Consider the following 22873-nt stretch of genomic DNA (forward strand, 5'->3'; position numbering starts at 1 on the left):
GTCGGCCTCAGATTCCGTCGAGGAGTGGCGTCAGTGTGCTGGGGCGTCGCGCGGGCGGGATCTGGGGCCGTGGTGTTTCCAGGCCGAAGGTGGTGAACGCGGTGCGGGCCGGCAGGGGGTAGGTCTCCTTGCCGGTCAGGGAGTTGAGGATGGTGGCGCTGCGCCAGGCGGCGAGGCCGAGGTCGGGGGTGCCGACGCCGTGGGTGTGGCGTTCGGCGTTCTGGACGTAGATGTTGCAGCCGGTGCCGGTGACCGTGGGGTCGAGGGCGAGCCGGTAGTGCTCGTCGATGCGGGGGCGGTCGCGGCTGTCGCGGCGCAGGTAGGGGTCGAGTCCGGCGAGGAGGCGGTCGAGGGGGCGTTCGCGGTAGCCGGTGGCGAGGACGACGGCGTCGGTGGTGAGCCGGGAGCGGGTGTTCTGCTCGATGTGCTCCAGGTGCAGTTCGAGTTTGGTGGTGGCGATCCGTCCGGCGGTGCGCACCCGGACGCCCGGTGTGAGTACGGTGTCGGGCCAACCGCCGTGCAGGGTGCGGCGGTAGAGCTCGTCGTGGATGGCGGCGAGGGTGTCGGCGTCGATGCCTTTGTGGAGTTGCCATTGGGTGGTGATGAGGCGGTCGCGTACGGATTCGGTGAGGGCGTGGAAGTAGCGGGTGTAGTCGGGGGTGAAGTGTTCGAGGCCGAGTTTTGAGTACTCCATGGGCGCGAAGGCCTCGGTGCGGCCGATCCAGTGGAGGCGTTCGCGGCCGTGGGGGCGGGCGCGGAGCAGGTCGAGGAAGACTTCGGCGCCGGACTGGCCGGAGCCGACGACGGTGATGTGTTCGGCGGTGAGTAGTTCGGCGCGGTGGGTGAGGTAGTCGGCGGCGTGGATGACGGGGACGCCGGGTGCTTCGACGAGGGGTTTGAGCGGGTCGGGGATGTAGGGCTCGGTGCCGATGCCGAGGGCGATGTTGCGGGTGTAGGTGCGGCCGAGGGCCTCGGCCTCGCCGTCGGTGTCGAGTTGGGTGAAGTCGACTTCGAACACGTCGCGTTCGGGGTTGAAGCGGACGGCGTCGACTTGGTGGCCGAAGTGGAGGGCGGGGAGGTTTTCGGCGACCCAGCGGCAGTAGGCGTCGTATTCGGCGCGTTGGATGTGGAAGCGTTCGGCGAAGTAGAAGGGGAAGAGCCGGTCGCGGTTTTTGAGGTGGTTGAGGAAGGTCCAGGGGCTGGCGGGGTCGACGAGGGTGACGAGGTCGGCGAGGAAGGGGACTTGGATGGTGGCGCCGTCGATGAGGAGTCCGGGGTGCCAGTCGAAGGCGGGGCGCTGGTCGTAGAAGACGGTGTCGAGTTCGGCGAGTGGGTGGGCGAGGGCGGCGAGGGAGAGGTTGAACGGGCCGATGCCGATGCCGACCAGGTCGCGGGGGGTGTCGGGGGTGGGGCTCATCGGGGGGTGGTTCCTTCCACGAGGTGCAGCAGGGCGGCCAGGTCGCCGGTGCCGGTGTGGGGGTTGAGGAGGGTGGCCTTGAGCCAGAGCCGGCCGTCGAGGCGGGCCCGGCCGAGGACGGCGCGGCCGTCGGTGAGCAGGGTGCGGCGTACGGCGGCGACGGTGTCGTCGGTGGCGGTGCGGGGGCGGAAGAGGACCGTGCTGATGGTGGGCCGGTCGTAGAGTTCGAAGCGGGGGTGGTGGTCGATCATCTCGGCGAATTCCTCGGCGCGGGCGCAGACTTGGTCGACGAGGCTGCCGATGCCGGTGCGGCCGAGGGTCTTGAGGGTGACGGCGATCTTGAGGGCGTCCGCGCGGCGGGTGGTGCGCAGGGAGCGGCCGAGGAGGTCGGGGATTCCGGCTTCGGTGTCGTCGTCGGCGTTGAGGTAGTCGGCGCGGTGGTGGAGGGCGGCGAGGTCGTGGGGGTCGCGGACGGCGAGGATGCCGGCGGCGATGGGCTGCCAGCCGAGTTTGTGCAGGTCGAGGGTGACGGTGGCGGCGGATGCGAGGCCTGCGAGTTTGGGGCGGTGGCGGTCGCTGAAGAGGAGGCCGCCGCCGTAGGCCGCGTCGATGTGGAGGCGGGCGTGGTGCTGCTCGCAGAGTCTGGCGATCTCTGGGAGGGGGTCGATGAGGCCGGCGTCGGTGGTTCCGGCGGTGGCGGCGACGAGGTGGGGGCCGGGGAGGTGGGTGAGTGCCTCGTCGAGGGCGGCGGGGTCGAGGGTGCCGGCGGGGGCGGGGACGACGACGGGGTCGGGCATGCCCAGCAGCCAGGCGGCTCTGGGGAGGGAGTGGTGGGCGTTGGCGCCGTGGATGAGGCGGGTGCCGGGGTGTGCCTCGCGGGCGAGGAGCAGGGCGAGCTGATTGGACTCGGTACCGCCGGTGGTGACGAGGGCGTCCGGGGCCGTGTCGCCTGGGTCTGTGCCGTCTGTGTGTGTGCCGTCTGTGTCTGTGCCGTCTGTGTGTGTGCCGGGGGCGTGTGGTGCCGTGCCGTGGCTCGGGGTCACCGTGGGGGTGGGTTCGCCCACCCGCGCTCGCGGGGCACCGCCCGCGCCCGCCCGTGCCGCCCCAGCGGCACGACTGCCCGCGGTCTGAACAGCGGTGTCGGCGCTCTCGGCCTCCGCGGCTTGAGCAGCGGTGGCCTCCGCGGCACCCGCGGCTTGAGCAGCCGTGGCGGATGTGGCCTCCGTGGCACCCGCGGCTGGAGCAGCGGTGTCGGCGGCTGCTGCTGGAGGGAACGTCAGGGCCGCCAGTTGTCTGGTGAGTAGGGATTCCAGGGTTGAGGCTGCTGGGGATTGGTCCCAGGAGTCCAGGGACTGGTTCAGGGTGTTGGTGGCCAGGTCCGCTGCTACGGCCTCGGGGAGGGGTGGGCAGTGGAGGTGGGCTGTGCAGTGGGGGTGGGTGGGGTCGGCCGAGCCCTCGGTGAGGGCTCGGGTCAGGGTGTGGAGGGCGTTGGCGTCGCCCTTCTCCGGGAGGATGGCGCCCACTGCCTCCCGGAGGCGGGCGGCCACCGCCTCCGGGCCGCCCGGGGGCAGGGGGCCGCCCCGGGCCCGGGTGCCGGTGGTCAGGGCGTCGAGGACCACGGCGAGCAGGGGACCCAGGGCGGGAGGCGGCGTGTTCATGGCTTCCAGCTTGTACGCCGATGAGGCGTCGTGTCCGAAAAGCCCGGGGTTCGGAACCCGAAAGAGGGTATGTACGGGCCGCCCCGTCAGCTCTCCCGCGTCTGCTGCCTCACCCGCAACGCCCGTCCCAGGTCGTCGAGTTGGTCCACGAGCTTGCGGCGCAGCGCCGGGATCGGCTCGCCGTCGCGCAGGCACTCCTCGCCGAGCCGCAGGGTCTCCTCGTCCACGGCGTGCACCGGGAACGCCCAGCGGCCCAGCACGTCCGCGATGGCGGGCCCGCGCCGGGCGGCGACGGCGACCGCGTCGGCGTAGAACCGCGGCACGTACTGCTGTACGAGTTCGGCCTGTTCGGGCTGCCAGAAGCCCTGGGCGGTGGCGGTGAGGAGGTAGTTGGACAGGTCGTCCCCGCCGAACATCGCCTCCCAGGCGCGTGCCTTGGCCTCCGGGTTCGGCAGCGCGGCGCGGCAGCGGGCCGCGCCCTCCTGTCCGGTGGCGCTCGGGTCGCGTTCCAGTTCGGCGTCGATGGTCGTCTCGTCGGTGGCGCCGAGGACGGCGAGGCGGGACAGGATGCGCCAGCGCAGTTCCTGGTCGAGTTCGGGTCCGCCGGGCACGGTGCCGTCGGCGAGCCAGGAGGCGATGGGCTCGGGGTGCGCGGACACCTCGATGAGGTGGCGTACGGCGATCAGGCGGAGGCCGGGGTGGTCGCCGTCCTCGGTGCGGCGGATCAGGTCGCGGCAGAGGGCGGCGACCAGGGTGAGGGCGGCCGGGCGCTGTTCGGGGGTGAGGTAGCGGTTGGCGATCTGTGCGTCGGCGAAGCTCAGTACGCCCTGTACGAGGGCCAGGTCGGTCTCGTAGGGGAGGTGGGTGCGGGCCGTCTCCAGGTAGGCGGTGCCCGGGAGTTCACCGTCGCGGACGGTGTCCCGGAGCGCGTTCCAGACCACGGCGCGGGACAGCGGCTCGGGCAGTCCGGACAGGGCGGTGCGTACGCCCTCGAAGGACTCGGGGTCGAAGCGGACCTTGGCGTAGGAGAGGTCGCCGTCGTTGAGCAGGAGCAGGGCCGGACGCTTGCCGATGGGCTGCGGCTCGCTCTGCGGCACGTCGACGGCGATCCGCTCGCGCAGCACGAGCCGGCGGCGCTCGTCGGCGATGTCCAGGTCGTACAGGCCGACGGTGATGTGGTGCGGGCGGCTGCCGGTGCGCTCGACCTGGAGGGTGCAGGTGCCGTCGGTGCCGGGGGTGACGCGCGGGGTGAGGGTGTCGACGCCGGTGGTGCGCAGCCAGGCGTCGGCCCAGGCGTGTACGTCGCGGTGGGTGTGGGCGGCGAGGGAGTCGATGAAGTCGGCGAGGGTGGCGTTGCCGAAGCGGTGCCGTTCGAAGTGGGTGTTGATGCCGGCGAGGAAGTCCTTCTCGCCGAGCCAGGCGACGAGCTGGCGCAGTGCGGAGGCGCCCTTGGCGTAGGAGATGCCGTCGAAGTTCAGCAGCGCGGAGGCGGTGTCGTGGACGGCTTCGGGTGCGACGGGGTGGGTGGAGGGGCGCTGGTCGGCGTCGTAGCCCCAGCCCTTGCGGACGACTCCGAAGTCGGTCCAGGTGTCGGTGAAGCGGGTGGCCTCGGTGAGGGTCTGGTAGCCCATGTACTCGGCGAAGGACTCGTTGAGCCAGATGTCGTCCCACCAGCGCAGGGTGACGAGGTCGCCGAACCACATGTGGGCCATCTCGTGGGCGATGACCATGGCGCGGGTCTGCCGTTCGGTGTCGGTGACGGCGGAGCGGTAGACGAATTCGTCGCGGAAGGTGACCAGCCCGGGGTTCTCCATGGCGCCGGCGTTGAACTCGGGGACGAATGCCTGGTCGTAGGAGTCGAAGGGGTAGGGCTCGGAGAACTTCTCGTGGTAGCGGTCGTAGCACTGCCGGGTGATCTCGAAGAGTTCGTCGGCGTCCGCGTCGAGGTAGGGGGCGAGGGAGCGGCGGCAGTGGATGCCGAAGGGCAGTCCGCGGTGTTCGGTGGTGACCGAGTGCCAGGGTCCGGCGGCGACGGCGACGAGGTAGGTGGAGATCAGCGGGGTGGGCGCGGCGGTCCAGACGCCGTCGCCGGTGTGCTCGGTGACGCCGTTGGCGAGGACCTTCCAGCCGTCGGGGGCCTGGACGGACAGTTCGAAGACGGACTTGAGGTCGGGCTGGTCGAAGGCGGCGAAGACGCGCTGCACGTCGTCCATGAACAGCTGGGTGTAGACGTAGGTCTCGCCGTCGCTGGGGTCGGTGAAGCGGTGCATGCCCTCGCCGGTGCGCGAGTAGCGCATGGTGGCCTCGACCCGCAGTTCGTGTTCGCCCGTGGTGAGGTTCTTCAGCGGCAGCCGGTTGCCGTCGAGGGTCTCCGGGTCCAGGGGCTGTCCGTCGAGGGTGACCGAGTGCAGCTGTGCGGGCTTGATCTCGACGAAGGTGTCCGCGTCGGCGCGCGTGGTGAACCTGATGACGGTGCGGGAGCCGAAGGTCTCGTCGCCGGTGGTCAGATCGAGGGCGATCGTGTAGCGGCTCACGTCGATGAGCTGGGCACGGGTCTGCGCTTCGTCGCGCGTCAGTACGGACATGCAGGACATGCTGCCTGATGGCGGTGGGATGGCACAGAGGCGGATCGGTACGCGCCCTATGTCCGGTCTCGCGCCGGGTGTGCGCCGGAGGTGTCGCGCTGCGGCGGGACGCGCGTGTCGGGGTGGGGCAGTACGGGGGTGTCGGGGTCGTTCCGGTCCTTGACCAGGGCGCGCAGGGCGCGGACCTCGTGTTCGAGGTCGCGCTGGCGGCGGTGGGCGTCGTAGAGGTAGCGGACCTTGGTGCGTAAGGCCCAGGGGTCGATGGGTTTCGTCACCAGGTCGGCGACGCCGAGGCCGAAGGCGGCGGAGGTCAGTTCCTGGTCGGCGCCGAACCCGGTCAGGAGAATGACCGGAATGTGCTGGGTCTGTTCCACGCGGCGCATGTACCGCACCACGTCCAGGCCGTCGACGCCGGGCATCCGTACGTCCAGCAGCAGGAGTCCGACGTGTCCGCGCAGGACCTGCTTGAGCGCCTCGTCGCCGGTGGTGGCGCGGCTGATCCGGTGGCCCAGCGGGGCCAGGGCGCTCTCCAGGGCGTACAGCGTGTCCCGGTGGTCGTCGACGATGAGGATCTTCGCATCCGGCGGCATGGCCCGACGTCCCTCCCGCATGGGACTACCAGCTGGTGTCCGTGGGGCTGACGGGCTGTGCCCGTCGGCTGACAACGAGTGCACAGCGCAGCATGCCCCGTGGGGGCGGCCGGTGTCACCTCCCGGGAGGGCGCGGGGGCGTCAGTTCGCCGTGGGCGCAGCGCCGCCGACGGTGTCCTCCGCGATGCGCTCGTGGTGTCTGATCACCTCGGCGATGATGAAGTTCAGGAACTTCTCGGCGAAGGCCGGGTCGAGCTTGGCGTTCTCGGCGAGTGTGCGCAGCCGGGCGATCTGCCGGGCCTCGCGGGCCGGGTCGGCGGGCGGCAGCTGGTGGACGGCCTTGAGGTGTCCGACCTGCTGGGTGCACTTGAACCGTTCGGCGAGCATGTGGACGACGGCCGCGTCGATGTTGTCGATGCTGTCGCGCAGCCGCGCCAGTTCTTCGCGGACGGCGGGGTCGACGTCACCGGTTCCGTTGTTGCTGGTGGTCATGGGCGAGAAGCCTACGGTCTGCGAGGTCCGGCGATCATCGGGGGATCGTCCGGATCCGGTACCCGGTCGCTGTAGCCGCCGGGGACGGCGCGGGCCTGCTGGGCGCGGAAGCGGACGGGGGGCATGCCGGTGCGGCGGGTGAACAGGCGGGAGAAGTAGGCCGGATCGTCGTAGCCGACGCGGCGGGCGACGGCGGCGACGGGCAGTTCGGTGGTGGCGAGGAGTTCCTTGGCCCGGCCGAGGCGGATGCCGAGCAGGTAGTCCTTGGGGCTGCATCCGGCGCCGCGGCGGACGGCGGTGCGCAGTTCGGCCGGGGTCATGCCGTGCTTGGCGGCGTGGTCGGCGACGGTCATGGGGGTGCAGGCGTCGTGGGCGAGGGCCTTGAGGACGGGGTCGCCGTCGGGGGCGAGGTCGGCGCGGGCGCGGCGCAGGGTCACCAGCAGTTCGTGGACGGCGGCCGCGGTCTCGACCTCCAGCAGCGGGTTGTCGCGGCGTGCGGCGCGCGCGATGCGGGCGACGACTCCGCGCGGGGCGGCGGCTTCGGTGAGGGGTACGACGGGGCGGTCGGGTTCGATGTAGCCGAGTTCGGTGTAGGGGGCGGTGGCGGGGCCGGTGAAGTCGACGAAGGCCTCGTCCCAGCCGGTTTCCGGGTCGGGGGCGTAGTGGTGCGGGACGCCGGGGGTGAGCCAGAGCAGGGCGGGTGCGGTGACGGGGGTGCGGCGGCCGTCGGGGGTGGCGTACCAGCCGGTTCCGGCGCTGATGACGACGGCGACGTGGTGGTCGAGGGTGCGTGGTCCGACGGTGGGCAGGGCGCCGTGCTGGAGGCCGACGCCGAGGCAGACCAGGCCGAGGCGGTGGTGGGCGGGTCCGGGTGTGAGGAACCGCATCCAGGTCCGGTACACCGGCGCTCCCTCCTGTCCCCGTCGTCGGTCCGTCGCTGTCACTTCGGTCCAAGCAGCGCCGATCTTTGTCCATGGACCCGGCCGCCGCCAGGGGTGAGGGTGGCGGGCATGAGCGAGTTCACCGTGGGGGACACCGATTTCCTGCTGGACGGGCGGCCGGTGCGGCTGCTGTCGGGGGCGCTGCACTATTTCCGGGTGCACGAGGCGCAGTGGGGGCACCGGCTGCGGATGCTGCGGGCGATGGGCCTGAACTGCGTGGAGACGTACGTGCCGTGGAACCGTCACGAGCCCCGGCCGGGCGGGTTCCGGGACGTGGCGGCCCTCGGCCGTTTCCTGGACGCGGCCGCGGAGGCGGGTCTGTGGGCGATCGTGCGGCCCGGCCCGTACATCTGCGCCGAGTGGGAGAACGGCGGGCTGCCGCACTGGGTGCCGGGCCGGGCACGCACGCGTGACGGGCGTTTCGTGGCGGCTGTGGAGGCGTGGTTCGCCCGGCTGCTGCCGCAGGTGGTGTCCCGGCAGATCGACCGGGGCGGCCCGGTGGTCCTGGTGCAGGTGGAGAACGAGTACGGCAGCTACGGCTCCGATGCCCGCTACCTGGCCGGGCTGGCGGAGCTGCTGCGCGCGCTGGGGGTCACGGTGCCGCTGTTCACCTCGGACGGTCCGGAGGACCACATGCTCACCGGCGGCTCGGTGCCCGGCGTGCTGGCGACGGTGAATTTCGGCTCCCACGCGCGGGAGGCGTTCCGGACGCTGCGCGCGCACCGGCCGGACGGCCCGCTGATGTGCATGGAGTTCTGGTGCGGCTGGTTCGACCACTGGGGCGCCGAGCACGTCGTACGGGATCCCGCGGACGCGGCCAAGGCGTTGCGGGAGGTCCTGGGGTGCGGGGCCTCGGTGAACCTGTACATGGCGCACGGCGGCACCAGTTTCGCCGGCTGGGCGGGCGCCAACCGGGGCGGCGAGCTGCACGACGGGCCGCTGGAGCCGGATGTGACGTCCTACGACTACGACGCGCCGGTGGACGAGGCCGGGCGCCCCACGCCGAAGTTCTGGGCCTTCCGCGAGGTCCTCGCCGAGTACGCCGGGGGCCCGCTCCCCGAGCCCCCTCCCCCGCCCGCTCCGCTCGCCGGGGGCGGCGAGGCGGTACTGACCGCCTGGGCGCCCCTGGAGGCCGTCCTGGAGGCGTGCGGGGGCCCGGAGGTGTCCGGGCCGGTGCCGCCGACGTTCGAGGAGCTGGACGTCGACCGGGGCCTGGTGCGCTACGAGGTGACCGTGCCGGGGCCGCGGCGCCCGTACCCGCTGACCGTGCGCGGGCTGCGGGATCTGGCGGTGGTGTACGTCGACGGGGAGCGGGCCGGGGTGCTCACCGAGGAGGAACCGCGGCTGAGGGAGCCGGTCGCGGGGCACGCGCGCGTGGAGCTGTGGGTGGAGTCCCTGGGCCGGGTGAACTACGGGCCGCGCTGCGGGGAGGCCAAGGGGATCACCGGGGGGATCCTGCACGAGCGGCAGTATCTGCACGACGTACGCGCGCGTGGGCTGCGCCTCGACGACCTGGAGGAGGTGTCGGCGGTGCCGTTCGGGGCGCCGGACGGATCGGGGGCGCGCGGGCTGTACCGGGGGACGGTGACCGTGCGGGGCGCCGGGGACGCGCTGCTGGAACTGCCGGGCTGGACGCGGGGGTTCGTGTGGCTGAACGGCTTCAACCTGGGCCGCTACTGGTCGGCGGGACCGCAGCGGGCGCTGTTCGTGCCGGGGCCGGTGCTGGTCGAGGGGGAGAACGAGATCCGGGTGCTGGAGCTGGAGGGCGCCTCGGGGCGGGCGCCGGTGCTGAGAAGCGTGTGAGCCGCACGCCCTCACCGTCGGGGAGGGCGTGCGGCCCGGGCCGTTCACATACGGCCGCCCGGCTCAGAGAGACGCGGCGGCGCGGGCTATGTCGTCGGCGAACGTGCTCACCTCGGTGTAGATGCCGGGGGCACCCGCGCGGGCGCAGCCGTCGCCCCAGCTGACGATGCCGACCTGGATCCACTTGCCCTTGTCGTCCTTGCGGAACATCGGGCCGCCGGAGTCGCCCTGGCAGGCGTCGACGCTGCCGCGCATCCAGCCGGCGCAGATCTCCTCCTTGGAGATCAGGCGGTTGCCGTAGTGGCGCTTGCACACGCGGTCGGCGACGAACGGCACGGTGGCCTTGCGCATCTTCGTGGTGCCGGTGCCGGCGCCCTCGCGGGTGTCGCCCCAGCCGGCGATCGTGAACATGCCGCGGTTGTAGCGGTTGGTGGTCGCGATCTTCAGCGTGGGCTTGTCGATCGGCTTGGCGAGCTTGATCAGCGCCCAGTCCTTGCCGAAGCCGTCGTAGCCGGGGGCCACCTTGACCTTCTTCGACTTGACCTTGATGGCCGAGGACGAGTTCAGGTCGCTGACACCCGCGGTGACGGTGATGCGGTTGTTGCTGCCGGAGCCGGGCATGCAGTGCGCGGCCGTCAGCACGATGTCCTTCTTGTAGAGCGCCCCGCCGCAGCCCATCGACAGATGGACCATGAACGGGAACTCGCTCTGTGCCGCGGGCGTTCCTCCGACGATGCGGGTGTCCGCGGCCTGCGCGGCGCTCACGGGCTGGAGGGAGGCCACGGCGAGAGCGACTGCACCGAAGGCGGCGACTCTCTTGACCATGGTCATGCCGCTGCTTCTGGTGGTCGGTTTATGGGTCAACACATGTCCTTTCGTGGGGCGTTGGGCGGCCGCAGTATGAGGATGGAGAGGGGATCATGACAAGGACGGATCTCACGTACCGGAGAGGGAACCCGAGCGCGGAAATATCCCTCACATCCCCGTAGAGTGGAATCGGGTTCAGGCGTCTTGGGGGTTCGGACGTGGCGAACGGCGGACCGGTCGAGCACGGCTACCCTCACCTGGAGACGGTGCGGGCGGCGATCACCGCGCTGTACAAGCGGCTGTCCTACGACACGATCCAGACGTTCTCCACCAGCGTGGTCCCCGCTGATGTCGCCTTCTGCGACAGCGACGACCTGCATCTGGGGGCCCAGCGGGTGGCCCGGGAACTGGTCCGGCACTACCGGCTCCCGGACGCGCGGATCATCGTCAGCTTCCGTGAGATGACGCATGCGGCGAACGTCGAACTCACCGCGGGGCCCGAGTACTTCGTGGAGCTGAACGACCGGTTCCGGACGCATCGGCGGGACATCGGGGCGGCGCTGGCGCACGAGATCATGCATGTGTATCTGCACCGGCTGGACCTCGCGTTCCCGGGCACGCGGGAGAACGAGATCCTCACGGATACGGCGACGACGTATCTGGGCGCGGGGTGGCTGCTGCTGGACGCGTACCGGGAGGACGGGGCGTCCTCGCAGAAGCTGGGGTACCTCACGCCGGAGGAGTTCGGGTACGTGCTGGGGAAGCGGGCGCTGGTGTTCGGTGAGGACCCGTCGGTGTGGTTCACCAGTGCGCAGGCGTACACGGCGTACGAGAAAGGGCTGGCGGTGGCTCGGCGGGACGCGCAGCAGCCTCCGCTGACGGCTGCCGGGTGGGCGGGGCGGCGGCGGTATGCGCGGGATCGGCGGCATGGGGGTGGGGCGGGGCCGGGGGTGCCGTACGCGTTCGCCGCCGGGCCGGACGGTGGGGGGTTGCGGGTGTCGTTTCCCTGTCCTACGTGTCATCAGCGGATTCGGGTGCCGGTGAAGGGGAGGGTGCGGGCGCGGTGTGGGCTCTGCCGGACGGTGCTGGAGTGTGACACGTAGGGGGTTTTCGCCCCCGCCGCCCCTGCCCGTTCCCCTCCCCAGGGGCTTCGCCCCTTCGACCCCACCAGGGGGCTCCGGCTCCGCCCCCTGGACCCTCGTCGGCCCTGAACGGGCCTCGTCCTCAAACGCCGGACGGGCTGGAATTCCTGGCCTGTGTTCTCAGGTGCCGGACGGGCTGGAAGTTCTCAGTCGGCCAGTGAGAAGCCGAGCAGTACTCCGGCCGCGACCTGGACCATCCCCGGTGCGAGGTCGTTGGCGGACGCGCCGCCACCACCGCTGTGGCCGCGGTACTGGCGGAACTCGTACGACTCCGCGTCCACGTCCTGGATGTGGACGACCGGCCCCAGACGCACGCCCGCCGCGTCCGCGTAGACCTCGGCCTTGCGGCGGGCCGCGGCCACCGCCCTGCGCCGCGCCTCGTCCCGCAGGGCCGGCATGTCGTGCACGTCGAACTCGACGCTGTCGATGCGGTGCGCACCGGCCTCCACGACATCGACCATCAGCTGCTGGAGGTCGTCCAGCAGCCCGGTCTCGATGACGTACTGGGCGTTGCAGCCGTAGCCGAGGTGCTTGCGCGTGCCATTGGTGTGCCCGTACTCCGAGTTGAGCCTGAGGCGGGAACCCGATACCGAGGCGTCCGGTATCCCGTGCCCGCGCAGCACCTCGCGCAGCCTGGTCACCGCCGCGCCCGCCTCACGGAACGCCGCCTCCGCGCTGGGCTCCAGCACCTCCACTCCGAGCTTCACCCGGACCAGTTGGGGCTCCGCCCGCACATCGCCCGCGCCGAACACACTGAGCCCCCAGGGCTCCTTGATCGTCTCAGTCATCCGCGCATTGAAGCACTCCCGGCCGACAAAGCGCCCATGATTTGCGCGGCCTCCGTCATGGTCCGGTCCACCAGCTCCGCGCACGAGGGCAGGTCGTCGATCACCCCGGCGACCTGCCCGGACGCCATCACCCCGAGATCCGTACGGCCCTCCACCATCGACGCCCTGAGCAGCATCGGTGTGTTCGCGGCGAGCAGGACCTGGCTCCACGTCAGGTCCTTGCCGTGGCGCAGGGCGCGGCCGTCCCGGAGCATGCGGGGCCAGGACAGGCCGGACAGCCGCCGGAAGGCCGCCGCGTGCCGGACGGCCCGCAGCAGCGCCGTCGTACGGCCGGAGCGCTCCAGCGAGTCGACCAGCTCCGTACGCAGCATGCGGTGCGGGAGTCCGTCGACCGCGCGGGTCACCGTGACGTCCCGGACCGTGGCCGCCAGATAGCGGGCCTTCACCGCGTCCGGGACCGTGGAGTCCGAGGTCAGCAGGAAGCGGGTGCCCATGGCGACACCGGCCGCCCCGTAGGCGAGCGCGGCGACCAGGCCCCGCCCGTCGAAGAAGCCGCCCGCCGCCACCACGGGAATCCGCACCGCGTCCACGACCTGCGGCAGCAGCACCGTCGTGGCCACCTCACCGGTGTGCCCGCCGCCCTCGCCGCCCTGCACGATCACCGCGTCCGCGCCCCAGCCCGCCACCTTCTCGGCGTGCCGCCGCGCGCCCACCGTGGGGATCACCACCACGCCCGCCGCCTTCAGCTCGGCGACCAGCTCGGCGGAGGGCGCCAGCGCGAAGGAGGCGACCTTGACGCCCTCCTCGACGATCACCCGGACCCTGTCCCCGGCGTCCGAGGCGTCCGCGCGCAGATTGACCCCGAACGGCGCGTCCGTACGGGACTTGACCTCGCGAACCGCTTCCCGCAGCCGGTCCACGGTCATGGTGGCGGAGGCCAGGATGCCGAGCGCGCCCGCGTTCGCCGTGGCCGAGACCAGCCGGGGTCCGGCCACCCAGCCCATGCCGGTCTGCACCAGCGGATACCGGACCCCGGTGAGCCGGGTGAGCGCGGTCTCCATCAGTGGTCCACCTCCCGCGCGCGGGTGTTGCCCGGGTCGATCTCCTCGCGGATCAGGCGTAGTTCCTCCGCCGTGGGCTCGCGGGTGTACGGCGCCTCGTCCGGGACGGTCAGCGGGAACCCGGTCGCCTCCTGGACCTCCTCGACGCTCACCCCCGGGTGCAGACTGGCCAGGCGCATCGAGCCGTCCGGCGTGGCGAAGTCGAGGACCCCGAGGTCGGTGACGACCCGCACGAGACGGTGGAAGCGGGCGCCGTCGGCCCGGTCGTTGCCCACCCCGCAGACCATGTCGACGCGGGGGACGAAGACCCTCCGGGAGTGCCGCGGGATCCAGTAACTGGTCGGGTTGTTCAGGGTGTTGACCGGCGCCCCGCGCACCCCGAGCAACTGCCGTCTGGGCTGCGCCCAGTCGCCTATGCAGGCGATGTTCTGGTTGCCGTGGCGGTCGAGCTGGCTCGCGCCCATCATCACGTGCCGACGGCCGCCCGTGACCAGGGTCAGGTGCCGCCGGTACGGCAGCCAGCCCTCGACCGTGCCGTCGGGGCCGACGAGCAGGGCCTCGCCGTCGGTGAGCAGCAGGTCGGGGGAGAAGGTCAGCCGGGCGAGCCGCGCCCCCAGGGAGGGGATCAGGCCCATGGGGCTGGCAAGGACCTCCCCGGCCCCGCGCCAGGTCTCGGCGCAGGCGATCACGCAGTACTCGGCGCGGGTGACGGCCGGGTCCCGGCGCGCGGTCACGGCGTCCCCCCGTCGGCGAGATAGCGCGCGGCGAACTGCGGCCAGGGCGTGGTCGCGTACGCGCGTTGCTCGTCCTCGTCCCGGCCGTAGTCGGGGGCGCAGGAGGTGAAGTGGGCGCCGTGGGGGGCCTCGATCACGCCGGTCACGCGGTGCCGTTGGATCAGCAGGGTCTGGGGCGGGGCGTCCTTGGTCAGCTCGGCGGTGTCCACGATCCGCTCGCAGGAGACGTACGCGGTCTCGGCGGCCTCGCAGAAGAGGTCGTCGAAGTACGGGTCGGGGCCCAGGTACTGGCCGTTGCCGCGGCGGTCGGCGCGGTTGACGTGGACCAGGGCCGCGTCCAGGCGCAGGGCGGGGACCGCGACGAAGGTCTCGCCGTCGTCGTAGGGCGAAGTGACCGTGCGCAGATGGGGGTTGACCCGCATGACGTCGGAGCCGAGTCCGGCGCGGACCGGGAGGAAGGGGAGCCGGCTGGCGGCGGCGCGCAGGCCCCACAGGAACATCGCCTCGTCGTACTCGGTGAGCTGGAGGCGGCCCTGTTCGCGGGCGGCGCGGTAGTTCGGCTCCAGAGGGATGGAGTCGAGGGTGACGAAGGGGGCGATCAGGCGCCGTATGCGTCCGGCGGCGGCGAGCATGCCGACGTCGGGGCCGCCGCAGGAGACGACGGTGAGATCGGTGATCTCACTGCGGAGCAGTGCTCTCACCAACGCCATGGGCTTGCGGCGCGAACCCCAGCCGCCGATGCCGATGGTCATCCCGCTCGCCAGCCGCGCCACCACGTCCTCGGCGGTCATCGTCTTGTCGGCCGCACCGGTTGTCGCACCGGTCGTCACACCGGTCATCACACCGGTCGCCGCACCGGTCGCCGCACCGGTCATCGCACCGGTCATCGCCCCGCCCTCCCGGCCCCGAAGGTGTCCCGCACCCGGTCGCCGGCCCCGCTCACGTCGGCCTCGTAGGTGAAGCCCTGCTCGAAGCGGTAGGAGCGGCGCACGTCCACCGGGTCGATGCCGTTGAGGGCCGACTTGGCCAGGCGTAACAGCTCCCCGTCCTTGGCGGCGATCTCCCGCGCCAACTCCAGTGCCGCTTCGAGGAGTTCGCCACGCGGCACCACGCGCCACACCGAGCCGTGCCGGTGCAGTTCGGCGGCGGTGACGGTGCGGGAGGTGAAGTACAGGGTGCGCATGAGGTGCTGGGGCACCAGCCGGGCGAGATGGGTGGCCGCGCCCAGGGCACCCCGGTCCAGTTCGGGCAGCCCGAAGACGGCGTCCTCGCTCGCCACGACGGCGTCCGCGTTGCCGGCCAGCCCGACGCCCCCGCCCAGGCAGAAGCCCTGCACCGCGGCGACCACGGGCACCTCGCAGTCGTACACCGCCGAGAAGGCCGCGAAACAGCCGCGGTTGGCGCCGAGCAGCGCGGTCCGGCCGTCCTGCTGGATCTCCTTGACGTCCACGCCCGCGTTGAACCCCCGGCCCGCGGCGGCCAGCACCACGCACCGCGTCCCGGGGTCCTCGCCGGCGCCACGCACCGCGTCGGCCAGTGCGTACCAGCCCTTCACCGGAAGGGCGTTGACGGGCGGGTGGTCGACCGTGACCACGCGGATCCCCTTTTCCGGGGACGAGGTGGAGACACTCATGGGCGCATCAGCTACCTTCCACCTAACGTTTGTTAGGTGGAAGGTAGCAGCGGATGGAGCTCACCGGGAAGCTCGCCGTCGTCACCGGCGGCACGCGCGGCGTGGGCGCCGGCATCGCCCGCGCGCTGGCCGACGCCGGGGCGGAGGTGGTGGTGTGCGCGCGAAAGCCACCGGAAGTCCCTCTGAAAGGGGTCGAGTTCAGGCAGGTGGACGTACGGGACGCAGCCTCCGTGGCCCGGCTGTTGCGCGAACTCCCGCGCCTGGACGTGCTGGTGAACAACGCGGGCGGCACCCCGTACCGGCTCCTGGCCGACGCGGACGCCGAACGGCACGCGCGTGTGCTGGAGCTGAACCTCGTCGCGCCGCTGACGGTCTCGCTCGCCGCGTACGGGCTGCTGCGCGGCTCCCGGGGCAGCGTCCTGATGATCGGCAGCGTCAGCGGCACCCGCCCCTCCCCCGGCTCCGCCGCCTACGGGGCCGCCAAGGCGGGCCTGGAGAACCTGGCCCGCTCGATGGCCGTGGAGTGGGCACCGGAGGTCCGTGTGAACACGCTGGTCGTCGGCATGGTCCGCACCGAGCGGTCCGCTCTGCACTACGGGGGCGAGCGGGGCGTGGCCGCGGTCGCCCGCACGGTCCCGCTCGGCCGTCTGGCGGAGCCGTCGGACGTGGGCGCGGCGGCGGTGTTCCTGGCCTCGGACGCGGCGGCCTACATATCCGGGGCGAGCCTCCAGCTCCACGGCGGCGGGGAACGGCCGGCCTTCCTGGACGCGGCGACGGTGAACGGCACGGGCGGGAGAGGGGAGTCGGGATGACCGGAATCTGCGAGGGCCGAGTGGTCGCCGTCACCGGGGCAGGCCGGGGTCTGGGCCGCGCGCACGCGCTGGCGTTCGCGGCGGAGGGCGCGCGCGTGGTGGTGAACGACCTGGGTGTCGGCCTCGACGGCACTCCGGCCGCCGACAGCCCGGCCGCGCACGTGGTCGAGGAGATCCGCGCACGGGGCGGCGAGGCCGTGGCGCACGGCGGCGACATCGCGACGACCGAGGGCGCCGCGTCCTTGATCCGCACGGCCCTGGAGACGTACGGATCGCTCGACACGCTGGTCAACAACGCCGGGTTCCTGCGCGACCGGATGCTGGTCAACCTGGACGAGGAGGAGTGGGACGCCGTGGTGCGCGTCCACCTCAAGGGTCACTTCCTTCCCCTGAAGCACGCGGCGGCGCACTGGCGCGCGGAGGCGAAGGCGGGGCGCGTCCCGGCGGCGCGGATCGTCAACACCAGTAGCGGGGCGGGCCTGTTGGGCGCGGTGGGTCAGGGCAACTACAGCGCCGCCAAGGCGGGCGTCGTGGCGCTGACCCTGGTCGCGGCGGCGGAACTCGCCCGCTACGGCGTCCAGGTCAACGCCATCGCCCCCGCCGCCCGCACCAGGATGACGGAGCAGACCTTCGCCGCCTCGATGGCGCCCCCGCAAGCGGGCTTCGACGCGATGGCCCCGGAGAACGTGTCCCCGTTGGTGGTGTGGCTCGGTTCGGCGGAGAGCGCGGGGGTGACGGGGCGGGTCTTCGAGACGGAGGGCGGCCGGATCACGGTGATGGACGGCTGGCGCCGGGGCCCGAGCGCGGACCGGGGCGCCCGCCGGACCCCTCAGGAGGCCGGGGAGACGGCACGGAAGCTGCTGGGGGAGGCCGGGGAACCACTGCCGGTGTACGGGGCGAGCTGACGCGTCCGGCGTTCCCGGCCGTCCGCGTGTCTCACCCGGCCGTCGCCCTCACACCCGCTCGATGATCGTCACATTGGCCTGTCCCCCGCCCTCGCACATCGTCTGGAGCCCGTACCGGCCGCCGGTGCGCTCCAGTTCGTGCAGGAGGGTGGTCATCAGGCGGACGCCGGTGGCGCCCAGGGGGTGGCCGAGGGCGATGGCGCCGCCGTTGACGTTGACCTTCTCCGGATCGGCGCCGGTCTCCTTCAGCCAGGCCAGGACGACCGGGGCGAAGGCCTCGTTGATCTCGACGAGGTCGATGTCGTCGATGGTCAGGCCGGTCTTCTTCAGGGCGTGCGCGGTGGCCGGGATGGGCGCGGTGAGCATGCGGATGGGGTCCTCGCCGCGCACCGAGAGGTGGTGCACCCGCGCGCGGGGCGTGAGGTGGTGTTCGCGCACCGCCCGTTCGGAGGCGAGCAGCATGGCCGCCGCACCGTCGGAGACCTGGGAGGAGCAGGCGGCGGTGATGGTGCCGCCGTCGACGACCGGCTTGAGGGCGGCCATCTTCTCCAGCGAGGTGTCCCGGCGCGGGCCCTCGTCGGCCGTCACGTCGCCGTAGGGCACCAGTTCCCGGTCGAAGCGGCCCTCGTCGACGGCGCGTACCGCCCGCCGGTGGGAGCGCAGGGCGAATTCCTCCTGGTCGCGCCTGCTGATGCCCCACTTGGCGGCGATCATCTCGGCGCCGACGAACTGGTTCACGGGCTTGCTGCCGTACCGGGCCCGCCAGCCCTCGCTGCCTGCGAAGGGGCCCTGGGTGAGGCCGAGGGGTTCGGCGGCCTGGCGGGTGGCGTAGGCGATGGGGATCATGGTCATGTTCTGCACGCCTCCGGCCACGACCAGGTCCTGGGTGCCGGAGAGCACGCCCTGCGCCGCGAAGTGCACGGCCTGCTGCGAGGAGCCGCACTGGCGGTCGACGGTGACGCCGGGGACCTCCTCGGGGAGTCCGGCGGCCAGCCAGCAGGTCCGCGCGATGTCCCCGGCCTGCGGTCCCACGGCGTCCAGGCAGCCGAAGACCACGTCCTCCACGGCCGCCGGGTCGATGCCGGCGCGCGCCACCAGTTCGGTGAGCACCCGCGCGCCGAGGTCGGCCGGATGCACCTGGCCGAGCCCTCCCCCGCGCCGCCCGACGGGCGTCCGGACCGCTTCGACGATGTAGGCCTCGGCCATGGCAACTCCCAAGCTCGACTGGGTTATTCGCGTACGGCGATCCCGTCCAGCACCATCGACAGGTACTGCCGGGCGATCTCCTCGGGGCTGTGCTGTCCGCCGGGCCGGTACCAGGACGCGGCGACCCACACCGTGTCCCGGACGAACCGGTAGGTGAGCCGGACGTCGAGGTCGGACCGGAACACCCGGTCCGCGACGCCGCGCTCCAGCGTGGACAGCCACGCCTTCTCGAACCGCTGCTGTGACTCGGCGAGGAACGCGAACCGCTCCTGCGCCACGAGCTGCTTGCTCTCCTTCTGGTAGATCGCGACGGCGGCGCGGTGCCGGTCGATCTCCCGGAACGACTCGGTGACCAGTGCTTCGAGGGTCTCGCGGGGCCCGAGGCCGGCGTTGAGGACGGTGTCGTAGCCGTCCCACAGCTCGTCGAGGAAGGCGCGCAGGATCTCCTCCAGCATCGACTCCTTGGAGTCGAAGTGGTAGTAGAGGCTGCCCGCGAGCATGCCCGCGTGGTCCGCGATGGTGCGTACGGTGGTGGCATTGTAGCCCTGCTCGGCGAAGACCTCGGCGGCGGTGCCGAGGATTTCGCGGCGGCGCTCGGGTGAGGCGGTCACCTGGGGCTTCTTCTTGGTCGGCACGGTCCCATTGTCGTCCTACGGATGCTGGCCGCTGACGGAGACGACCTCGCCGGTGAGGTACGAGGAGTAACCGGACGCCAGGAACACGATCGCATTGGCCACCTCCCAGGGTTCGGCGTACCGCCCGAAGGCCTCCCGCGCGGTGAGCTCGGCGAGGAGTTCGGGCGAGGTGACCTTGGCCAGGTGGGGGTGCATGGCGAGGCTCGGGGCGACGGCGTTGACGCGCACCCCGTACTCGGCGGCCTCCAGTGCGGCGCACCGGGTCAGGGCCATCACCCCGGCCTTGGCGGCGGCGTAGTGGGCCTGTCCGGCCTGGGCGCGCCAGCCGAGGACGGAGGCGTTGTTGACGATGACCCCGCCGCTCTCGCGCATCCGGCGCAGGGCCGCGCGGGTGCAGCGGAAAGTGCCGTTCAGCGTCACGTCCAGGACGCGGGTCCACTGCTCGTCGGTCATGTCGACGAGGGACGAAGTCCCGCCGAGCCCGGCGTTGTTGACGACGACGTCGAGCCGTCCGTGCTCACGCAGGGCGGCCTCGAAGAGGGCGGTCACCTGGGTCTCGTCGGTGACGTCGCAGGGCACGGCGGTGACGGCGCCCGGGAACTCCCGGCCGAGTGCGGCCTCGTGCTCCTTCAGGCGCCGGGTGTGGGCGTCGCTGATCAGGACGCGGGCGCCCTCCTCAAGGAAGCGGCGCGCGGTGGCCCCGCCGATGCCCGCGCCCGCGGCCGCCGTGATGACGGCGGTGCGGCCTCTCAGCAGCCCGTGCCCGGGGACGTATTCCGGGCTCTCGACGCCTGTCATAGGGGCACGCTAACCTACCAAACACTTGTTAGGGAAGGAGCGGTGGGCGATGGATCTGGCGTTCTCCGAGGCCGAGTCGGCCCTGCGCGACCGGGCCCGCGCCTGGCTGCGAGCCCATGTGCCCGCCGAACCGCTGCCCTCCCTGGAGACCGAGGAGGGCTTCGCCGCGCACCGCGCGTGGGAGGCCGAACTGGCCGCCGACCGCTGGTCGGTGGTCAACTGGCCCGCCGAGTACGGCGGCCGGAACGCCTCGCTCGTCGGGTGGCTGCTGTTCGAGGAGGAGTACTACGCGGCGGGCGCGCCGGGCCGGGTGAGCCAGAACGGCATCCATCTGCTGGCGCCGACCCTGTTCGACTTCGGCACGGCCGAGCAGCGGGCGAGGGTGCTGCCGCCGATGGCCCGCGGCGAGGTGGTGTGGGCGCAGGCGTGGTCGGAGCCGGAGGCGGGCTCGGACCTGGCGTCGCTGCGCTCGCGGGCCGTGCGCACGGAGGGCGGCTGGCTGCTGTCGGGGCAGAAGACCTGGTCCTCGCGCGCCGCCTTCGCGGACCGCGCCTTCGGCCTGTTCCGCAGCGACCCCGACGCGCCCGCGCCCCATCAGGGCCTGACCTACCTGATGTTCGACCTGCGCGCCCCCGGTGTCACGGTCCGGCCGATCCGCCGCATGGACGGCAGACCGGCCTTCGCGGAGCTGTTCCTGGACGAGGTGTTCGTGCCCGACGAGGACGTGATCGGCGAGCCGGGCCGGGGCTGGCGGATCGCGATGTCCACGGCGGGCAACGAACGCGGGCTGATGCTGCGCTCCCCGGGCCGCTTCCTGGCCGCCGCCGACCGGCTGGCCGCGCTGTGGCGGGCCCGGGGCAGCCCCGAGTGGGCCCGGGACCGGGTCGCGGACGCCCTGATCGGCGCCCGCGCCTACCAGTTGTCCACCTTCGCCGCCGCCTCCCGCTTCCTGGACGGCGAGCGGATCGGCCCCGAGTCCAGCCTGAACAAGGTCTTCTGGTCGGAGTACGACATCGCGCTGCACGAGACGGCGCTCGATCTGCTCGGCGAGGAGGGCGAGTGGGCGGACACCGAGTGGGCCGAACGCTATGTCTTCTCGCTCGCGGGACCGATCTACGCCGGGACGAACGAGATCCAGCGCGACATCATCGCCGAGCGCCTGCTGGGCCTGCCGAAGGGACGCCGGTGATGCGGTTCCTGCCCGACGCCGAACAGCGGGCGTTCGTCTCCTCCCTGGACGCGATGCTCTCCGCCGCCGACACCCCGGCGGCCGTACGGGAGTGGAGCCGGGGCGAGCATGCGCGCGGGCGGGCGCTGTGGGGCCGGATCGCGGCGGGCGGGGTGTTCGGGCTCGCGGCGCGGGAGGAGGACGGCGGGTTCGGACTGCGGCCGGTCGAACTCGCGCTCGCTTTTATGGAGTTGGGGCGGCATGCCGTGCCCGGTCCGCTGGTGGAGACAGTCACGGCCGCCGTGCTGCTCACCGGTTCCGGGACGGTCAAGCGGCTGGTGTCCGGGGAGGTCATGGCGACCGTCGCGCACGGGGGGCCGTACGCGCTGGACGGGGACGCGGCGGACCTACGGCTCGTGCTCACCGAGGACGGGCTGTTCCGCTCCGGGGGACACGGGCCGGTACGGGCCTCGCTGGACCCGGCGCGCCGGCTGACCGCGCTGGAACGGGGCGAGCTGCTCGACGCCCGTCCGCCCGCCGGGCGGGCCCTCGCCCTGGCCCGGCTCACCACCGCGGCCCAGGCGCTGGGCACCGGGCTGGCGCTGCTGGAGCGGACGGTCACCCATGTCGGGCGGCGCACCCAGTTCGGGGTTCCCGTCGGCTCCTTCCAGGCCGTCAAGCACCGGCTGGCCGACGCGAAGGTCGCCCTGGAGTTCGCCCGTCCCCTCGTCCTCGGCGCCGCGCTCACCCTCTCCCCCGCCGACATCGCCGCCGCCAAGGTCACGGCCTGCGAGGCGGCGTACGGCGCCGGGCGCGCGGCGCTGCAACTGCACGGCGCGATCGGGTACACGGCCGAGTGCGCGGTGTCGCCGCTGCTGGCGAAGGCCCGCGCCCTGCGTACCGCGTGGGGCGACCCGCGCGAGTGCCGGGACGCCGTGCTGCGGGGACCGGTCAGGCGCCGGCCGGGATGATGCCCTGGGCCCGCGCCGCCACCAGCCACTTCGGGAACTCCCCGACCATGCGGTCGTACAGCTCGCGGTCGGACACCTTGCGCGGGTTGCGTCCGGCGTGGAAGAAGCCCGCGTTGTCCACGCACCGCTTCTGCGGCACGGCCAGCTCGTCCAGCTTGCGCAGGTAGTCGAACTGCTTGCTGTTCGGGTCGCCGAAGCCGATGAACTGCCAGAACAGCGGGAGCCTGGCCGCCTTGCACAGGTACCGCTCGGCGGCGAGCTTGTTGATCGGGCCGCCGTCGGTCTGGAAGATCACCAGGGCGGGTGCCCGGGAGCCGCTGTCGAGGTAGTGGTCGATGACCGCGTCCATGGCCAGGTGGTAGCTGGTCTTGCCCATGTGCCCGAGCCCGGCCACGATCCGTTCGATGCGTCCCTGGTGATCGGCGAGGGCGATCTCGGTCTCGGCGTCGACATCGGTGGAGAAGAACACCACCGGCACCCGGCCGTCGTCGTCGAGATGCGCGGACAGGCCAAGCACCCGGTCGGCGAGCGCTTGCACACTGCCGTCCTGGTAGTACGGCTTCATGGAGCCGGAGTAGTCGATCACGAGGTAGACCGCGGCGCGCAGCCCGTCCAGGCCGTGCTTGGTGAGTGACACCCCGGCGCTCTTGTAGAGACTGACCAGCGCGGGCGCGGTCTCCTCCACCTTGCGCAGACTGATGGCCGACATCCGCGATCCCCCCTGGAC

Annotated in this window: 22 protein-coding genes; 6 read left to right on the forward strand and 16 right to left on the reverse strand. The window is 72.3% G+C overall.

Annotation, left to right across the window (positions count from 1 at the left end):
• Nucleotides 1–7: 7 nt before the first annotated feature.
• From GA0115233_RS24965 to GA0115233_RS24990, 6 genes are all read right to left on the reverse strand, one after another.
• The gene (locus GA0115233_RS24965) at nucleotides 8–1417 is read right to left on the reverse strand and encodes a lysine N(6)-hydroxylase/L-ornithine N(5)-oxygenase family protein (RefSeq protein WP_093722538.1); all 1410 of its coding nucleotides are present in this window, start codon (nucleotides 1415–1417) and stop codon (nucleotides 8–10) included.
• Complete coding sequence (locus GA0115233_RS24970) at nucleotides 1414–3075, reverse strand: pyridoxal phosphate-dependent decarboxylase family protein (protein WP_093722539.1); 1662 nt, start codon at nucleotides 3073–3075, stop codon at nucleotides 1414–1416. The genes GA0115233_RS24965 and GA0115233_RS24970 overlap by 4 nt, the downstream gene beginning before the upstream one ends.
• Nucleotides 3076–3161: 86 nt before the next feature.
• Nucleotides 3162–5660 carry an aminopeptidase N gene (gene pepN, locus GA0115233_RS24975; protein WP_093722567.1) on the reverse strand — a complete coding sequence of 833 codons (2499 nt, stop codon included), beginning with the start codon at nucleotides 5658–5660 and terminating at the stop codon, nucleotides 3162–3164.
• 56 nt (nucleotides 5661–5716) lie between these two features.
• On the reverse strand, nucleotides 5717–6250 hold the full coding sequence (locus GA0115233_RS24980) for a response regulator (RefSeq protein WP_093722540.1): 534 nt from the start codon (nucleotides 6248–6250) through the stop codon (nucleotides 5717–5719).
• Between the two features lie 141 nt (nucleotides 6251–6391).
• Nucleotides 6392–6742 carry a chorismate mutase gene (locus GA0115233_RS24985; protein WP_093722541.1) on the reverse strand — a complete coding sequence of 117 codons (351 nt, stop codon included), beginning with the start codon at nucleotides 6740–6742 and terminating at the stop codon, nucleotides 6392–6394.
• Between the two features lie 11 nt (nucleotides 6743–6753).
• Entirely contained in the window at nucleotides 6754–7644 is an 891-nt protein-coding gene (locus GA0115233_RS24990) for a helix-turn-helix domain-containing protein (RefSeq protein ID WP_093722542.1), read from the reverse strand.
• Between the two features lie 108 nt (nucleotides 7645–7752).
• Here GA0115233_RS24990 and GA0115233_RS24995 point away from each other — a divergent pair, with 108 nt between their 5' ends.
• Nucleotides 7753–9486: a glycoside hydrolase family 35 protein gene (locus GA0115233_RS24995; protein ID WP_093722543.1), complete on the forward strand. Its 1734-nt coding sequence runs from the start codon at nucleotides 7753–7755 to the stop codon at nucleotides 9484–9486.
• Between the two features lie 63 nt (nucleotides 9487–9549).
• Here GA0115233_RS24995 and GA0115233_RS25000 read toward each other — a convergent pair whose 3' ends face one another.
• Nucleotides 9550–10317 (reverse strand): S1 family peptidase, encoded by a 768-nt coding sequence (locus tag GA0115233_RS25000; RefSeq protein WP_093722544.1) that lies wholly within the window; start codon nucleotides 10315–10317, stop codon nucleotides 9550–9552.
• Nucleotides 10318–10511: 194 nt separating this feature from the next.
• Between GA0115233_RS25000 and GA0115233_RS25005 the strand changes: the two genes are divergently transcribed.
• Nucleotides 10512–11396, forward strand: a complete 885-nt coding sequence (locus GA0115233_RS25005; protein ID WP_093722545.1) for a hypothetical protein — start codon at nucleotides 10512–10514, stop codon at nucleotides 11394–11396.
• A 185-nt stretch (nucleotides 11397–11581) separates the two neighbouring features.
• On the opposite strand, the gene GA0115233_RS25010 is transcribed toward GA0115233_RS25005, so the two are convergent.
• From GA0115233_RS25010 to GA0115233_RS25030, 5 genes are read right to left on the reverse strand one after another with little or no spacing between them, the layout of a single operon-like run.
• A complete protein-coding gene (locus tag GA0115233_RS25010) occupies nucleotides 11582–12223 on the reverse strand; it encodes an SIMPL domain-containing protein (RefSeq protein WP_093722546.1) in 642 nt (213 codons plus the stop codon).
• Nucleotides 12220–13284: an NAD(P)H-dependent flavin oxidoreductase gene (locus tag GA0115233_RS25015; protein WP_093722547.1), complete on the reverse strand. Its 1065-nt coding sequence runs from the start codon at nucleotides 13282–13284 to the stop codon at nucleotides 12220–12222. Before GA0115233_RS25015 ends, GA0115233_RS25010 begins: the two co-directional genes overlap by 4 nt.
• Nucleotides 13284–14018 (reverse strand): CoA-transferase subunit beta, encoded by a 735-nt coding sequence (locus GA0115233_RS25020; protein WP_093722548.1) that lies wholly within the window; start codon nucleotides 14016–14018, stop codon nucleotides 13284–13286. Before GA0115233_RS25020 ends, GA0115233_RS25015 begins: the two co-directional genes overlap by 1 nt.
• Entirely contained in the window at nucleotides 14015–14857 is an 843-nt protein-coding gene (locus GA0115233_RS25025; protein ID WP_255310342.1) for a CoA transferase subunit A, read from the reverse strand. Before GA0115233_RS25025 ends, GA0115233_RS25020 begins: the two co-directional genes overlap by 4 nt.
• Before the next feature lie 44 nt (nucleotides 14858–14901).
• Nucleotides 14902–15651, reverse strand: a complete 750-nt coding sequence (locus GA0115233_RS25030) for an enoyl-CoA hydratase family protein (RefSeq protein ID WP_093722549.1) — start codon at nucleotides 15649–15651, stop codon at nucleotides 14902–14904.
• Nucleotides 15652–15704: 53 nt separating this feature from the next.
• Between GA0115233_RS25030 and GA0115233_RS25035 the strand changes: the two genes are divergently transcribed.
• Together GA0115233_RS25035 and GA0115233_RS25040 are read left to right on the forward strand one after the other, a co-directional pair.
• A complete protein-coding gene (locus GA0115233_RS25035) occupies nucleotides 15705–16463 on the forward strand; it encodes an SDR family oxidoreductase (protein WP_093722550.1) in 759 nt (252 codons plus the stop codon).
• Entirely contained in the window at nucleotides 16460–17368 is a 909-nt protein-coding gene (locus GA0115233_RS25040; RefSeq protein WP_093722551.1) for an SDR family oxidoreductase, read from the forward strand. Before GA0115233_RS25035 ends, GA0115233_RS25040 begins: the two co-directional genes overlap by 4 nt.
• Nucleotides 17369–17416: 48 nt before the next feature.
• On the opposite strand, the gene GA0115233_RS25045 is transcribed toward GA0115233_RS25040, so the two are convergent.
• The 3 genes from GA0115233_RS25045 to GA0115233_RS25055 are packed head-to-tail and all read right to left on the reverse strand — an operon-like array spanning nucleotide 17417 to nucleotide 20007.
• Nucleotides 17417–18574, reverse strand: coding sequence for an acetyl-CoA C-acetyltransferase (locus GA0115233_RS25045; RefSeq protein ID WP_093722552.1), 1158 nt, complete (start codon nucleotides 18572–18574; stop codon nucleotides 17417–17419).
• Between the two features lie 23 nt (nucleotides 18575–18597).
• Nucleotides 18598–19209: a TetR/AcrR family transcriptional regulator gene (locus tag GA0115233_RS25050; protein ID WP_093722553.1), complete on the reverse strand. Its 612-nt coding sequence runs from the start codon at nucleotides 19207–19209 to the stop codon at nucleotides 18598–18600.
• Between the two features lie 15 nt (nucleotides 19210–19224).
• The gene (locus GA0115233_RS25055) at nucleotides 19225–20007 is read right to left on the reverse strand and encodes an SDR family oxidoreductase (protein WP_093722554.1); all 783 of its coding nucleotides are present in this window, start codon (nucleotides 20005–20007) and stop codon (nucleotides 19225–19227) included.
• Between the two features lie 49 nt (nucleotides 20008–20056).
• Here GA0115233_RS25055 and GA0115233_RS25060 point away from each other — a divergent pair, with 49 nt between their 5' ends.
• Nucleotides 20057–21196 (forward strand): acyl-CoA dehydrogenase family protein, encoded by a 1140-nt coding sequence (locus GA0115233_RS25060; protein ID WP_093722555.1) that lies wholly within the window; start codon nucleotides 20057–20059, stop codon nucleotides 21194–21196.
• Nucleotides 21196–22146 carry an acyl-CoA dehydrogenase family protein gene (locus GA0115233_RS25065; RefSeq protein ID WP_093722556.1) on the forward strand — a complete coding sequence of 317 codons (951 nt, stop codon included), beginning with the start codon at nucleotides 21196–21198 and terminating at the stop codon, nucleotides 22144–22146. Before GA0115233_RS25060 ends, GA0115233_RS25065 begins: the two co-directional genes overlap by 1 nt.
• Here GA0115233_RS25065 and GA0115233_RS25070 read toward each other — a convergent pair.
• Nucleotides 22127–22855, reverse strand: a complete 729-nt coding sequence (locus tag GA0115233_RS25070) for a vWA domain-containing protein (RefSeq protein ID WP_093722557.1) — start codon at nucleotides 22853–22855, stop codon at nucleotides 22127–22129. The genes GA0115233_RS25065 and GA0115233_RS25070 overlap by 20 nt on opposite strands.
• Between the last annotated feature and the right edge of the window lie 18 nt (nucleotides 22856–22873).

The organism is Streptomyces sp. DI166 (assembly GCF_900091315.1).
GTDB classification, from domain to species: Bacteria; Actinomycetota; Actinomycetes; order Streptomycetales; family Streptomycetaceae; genus Streptomyces; species Streptomyces fuscus.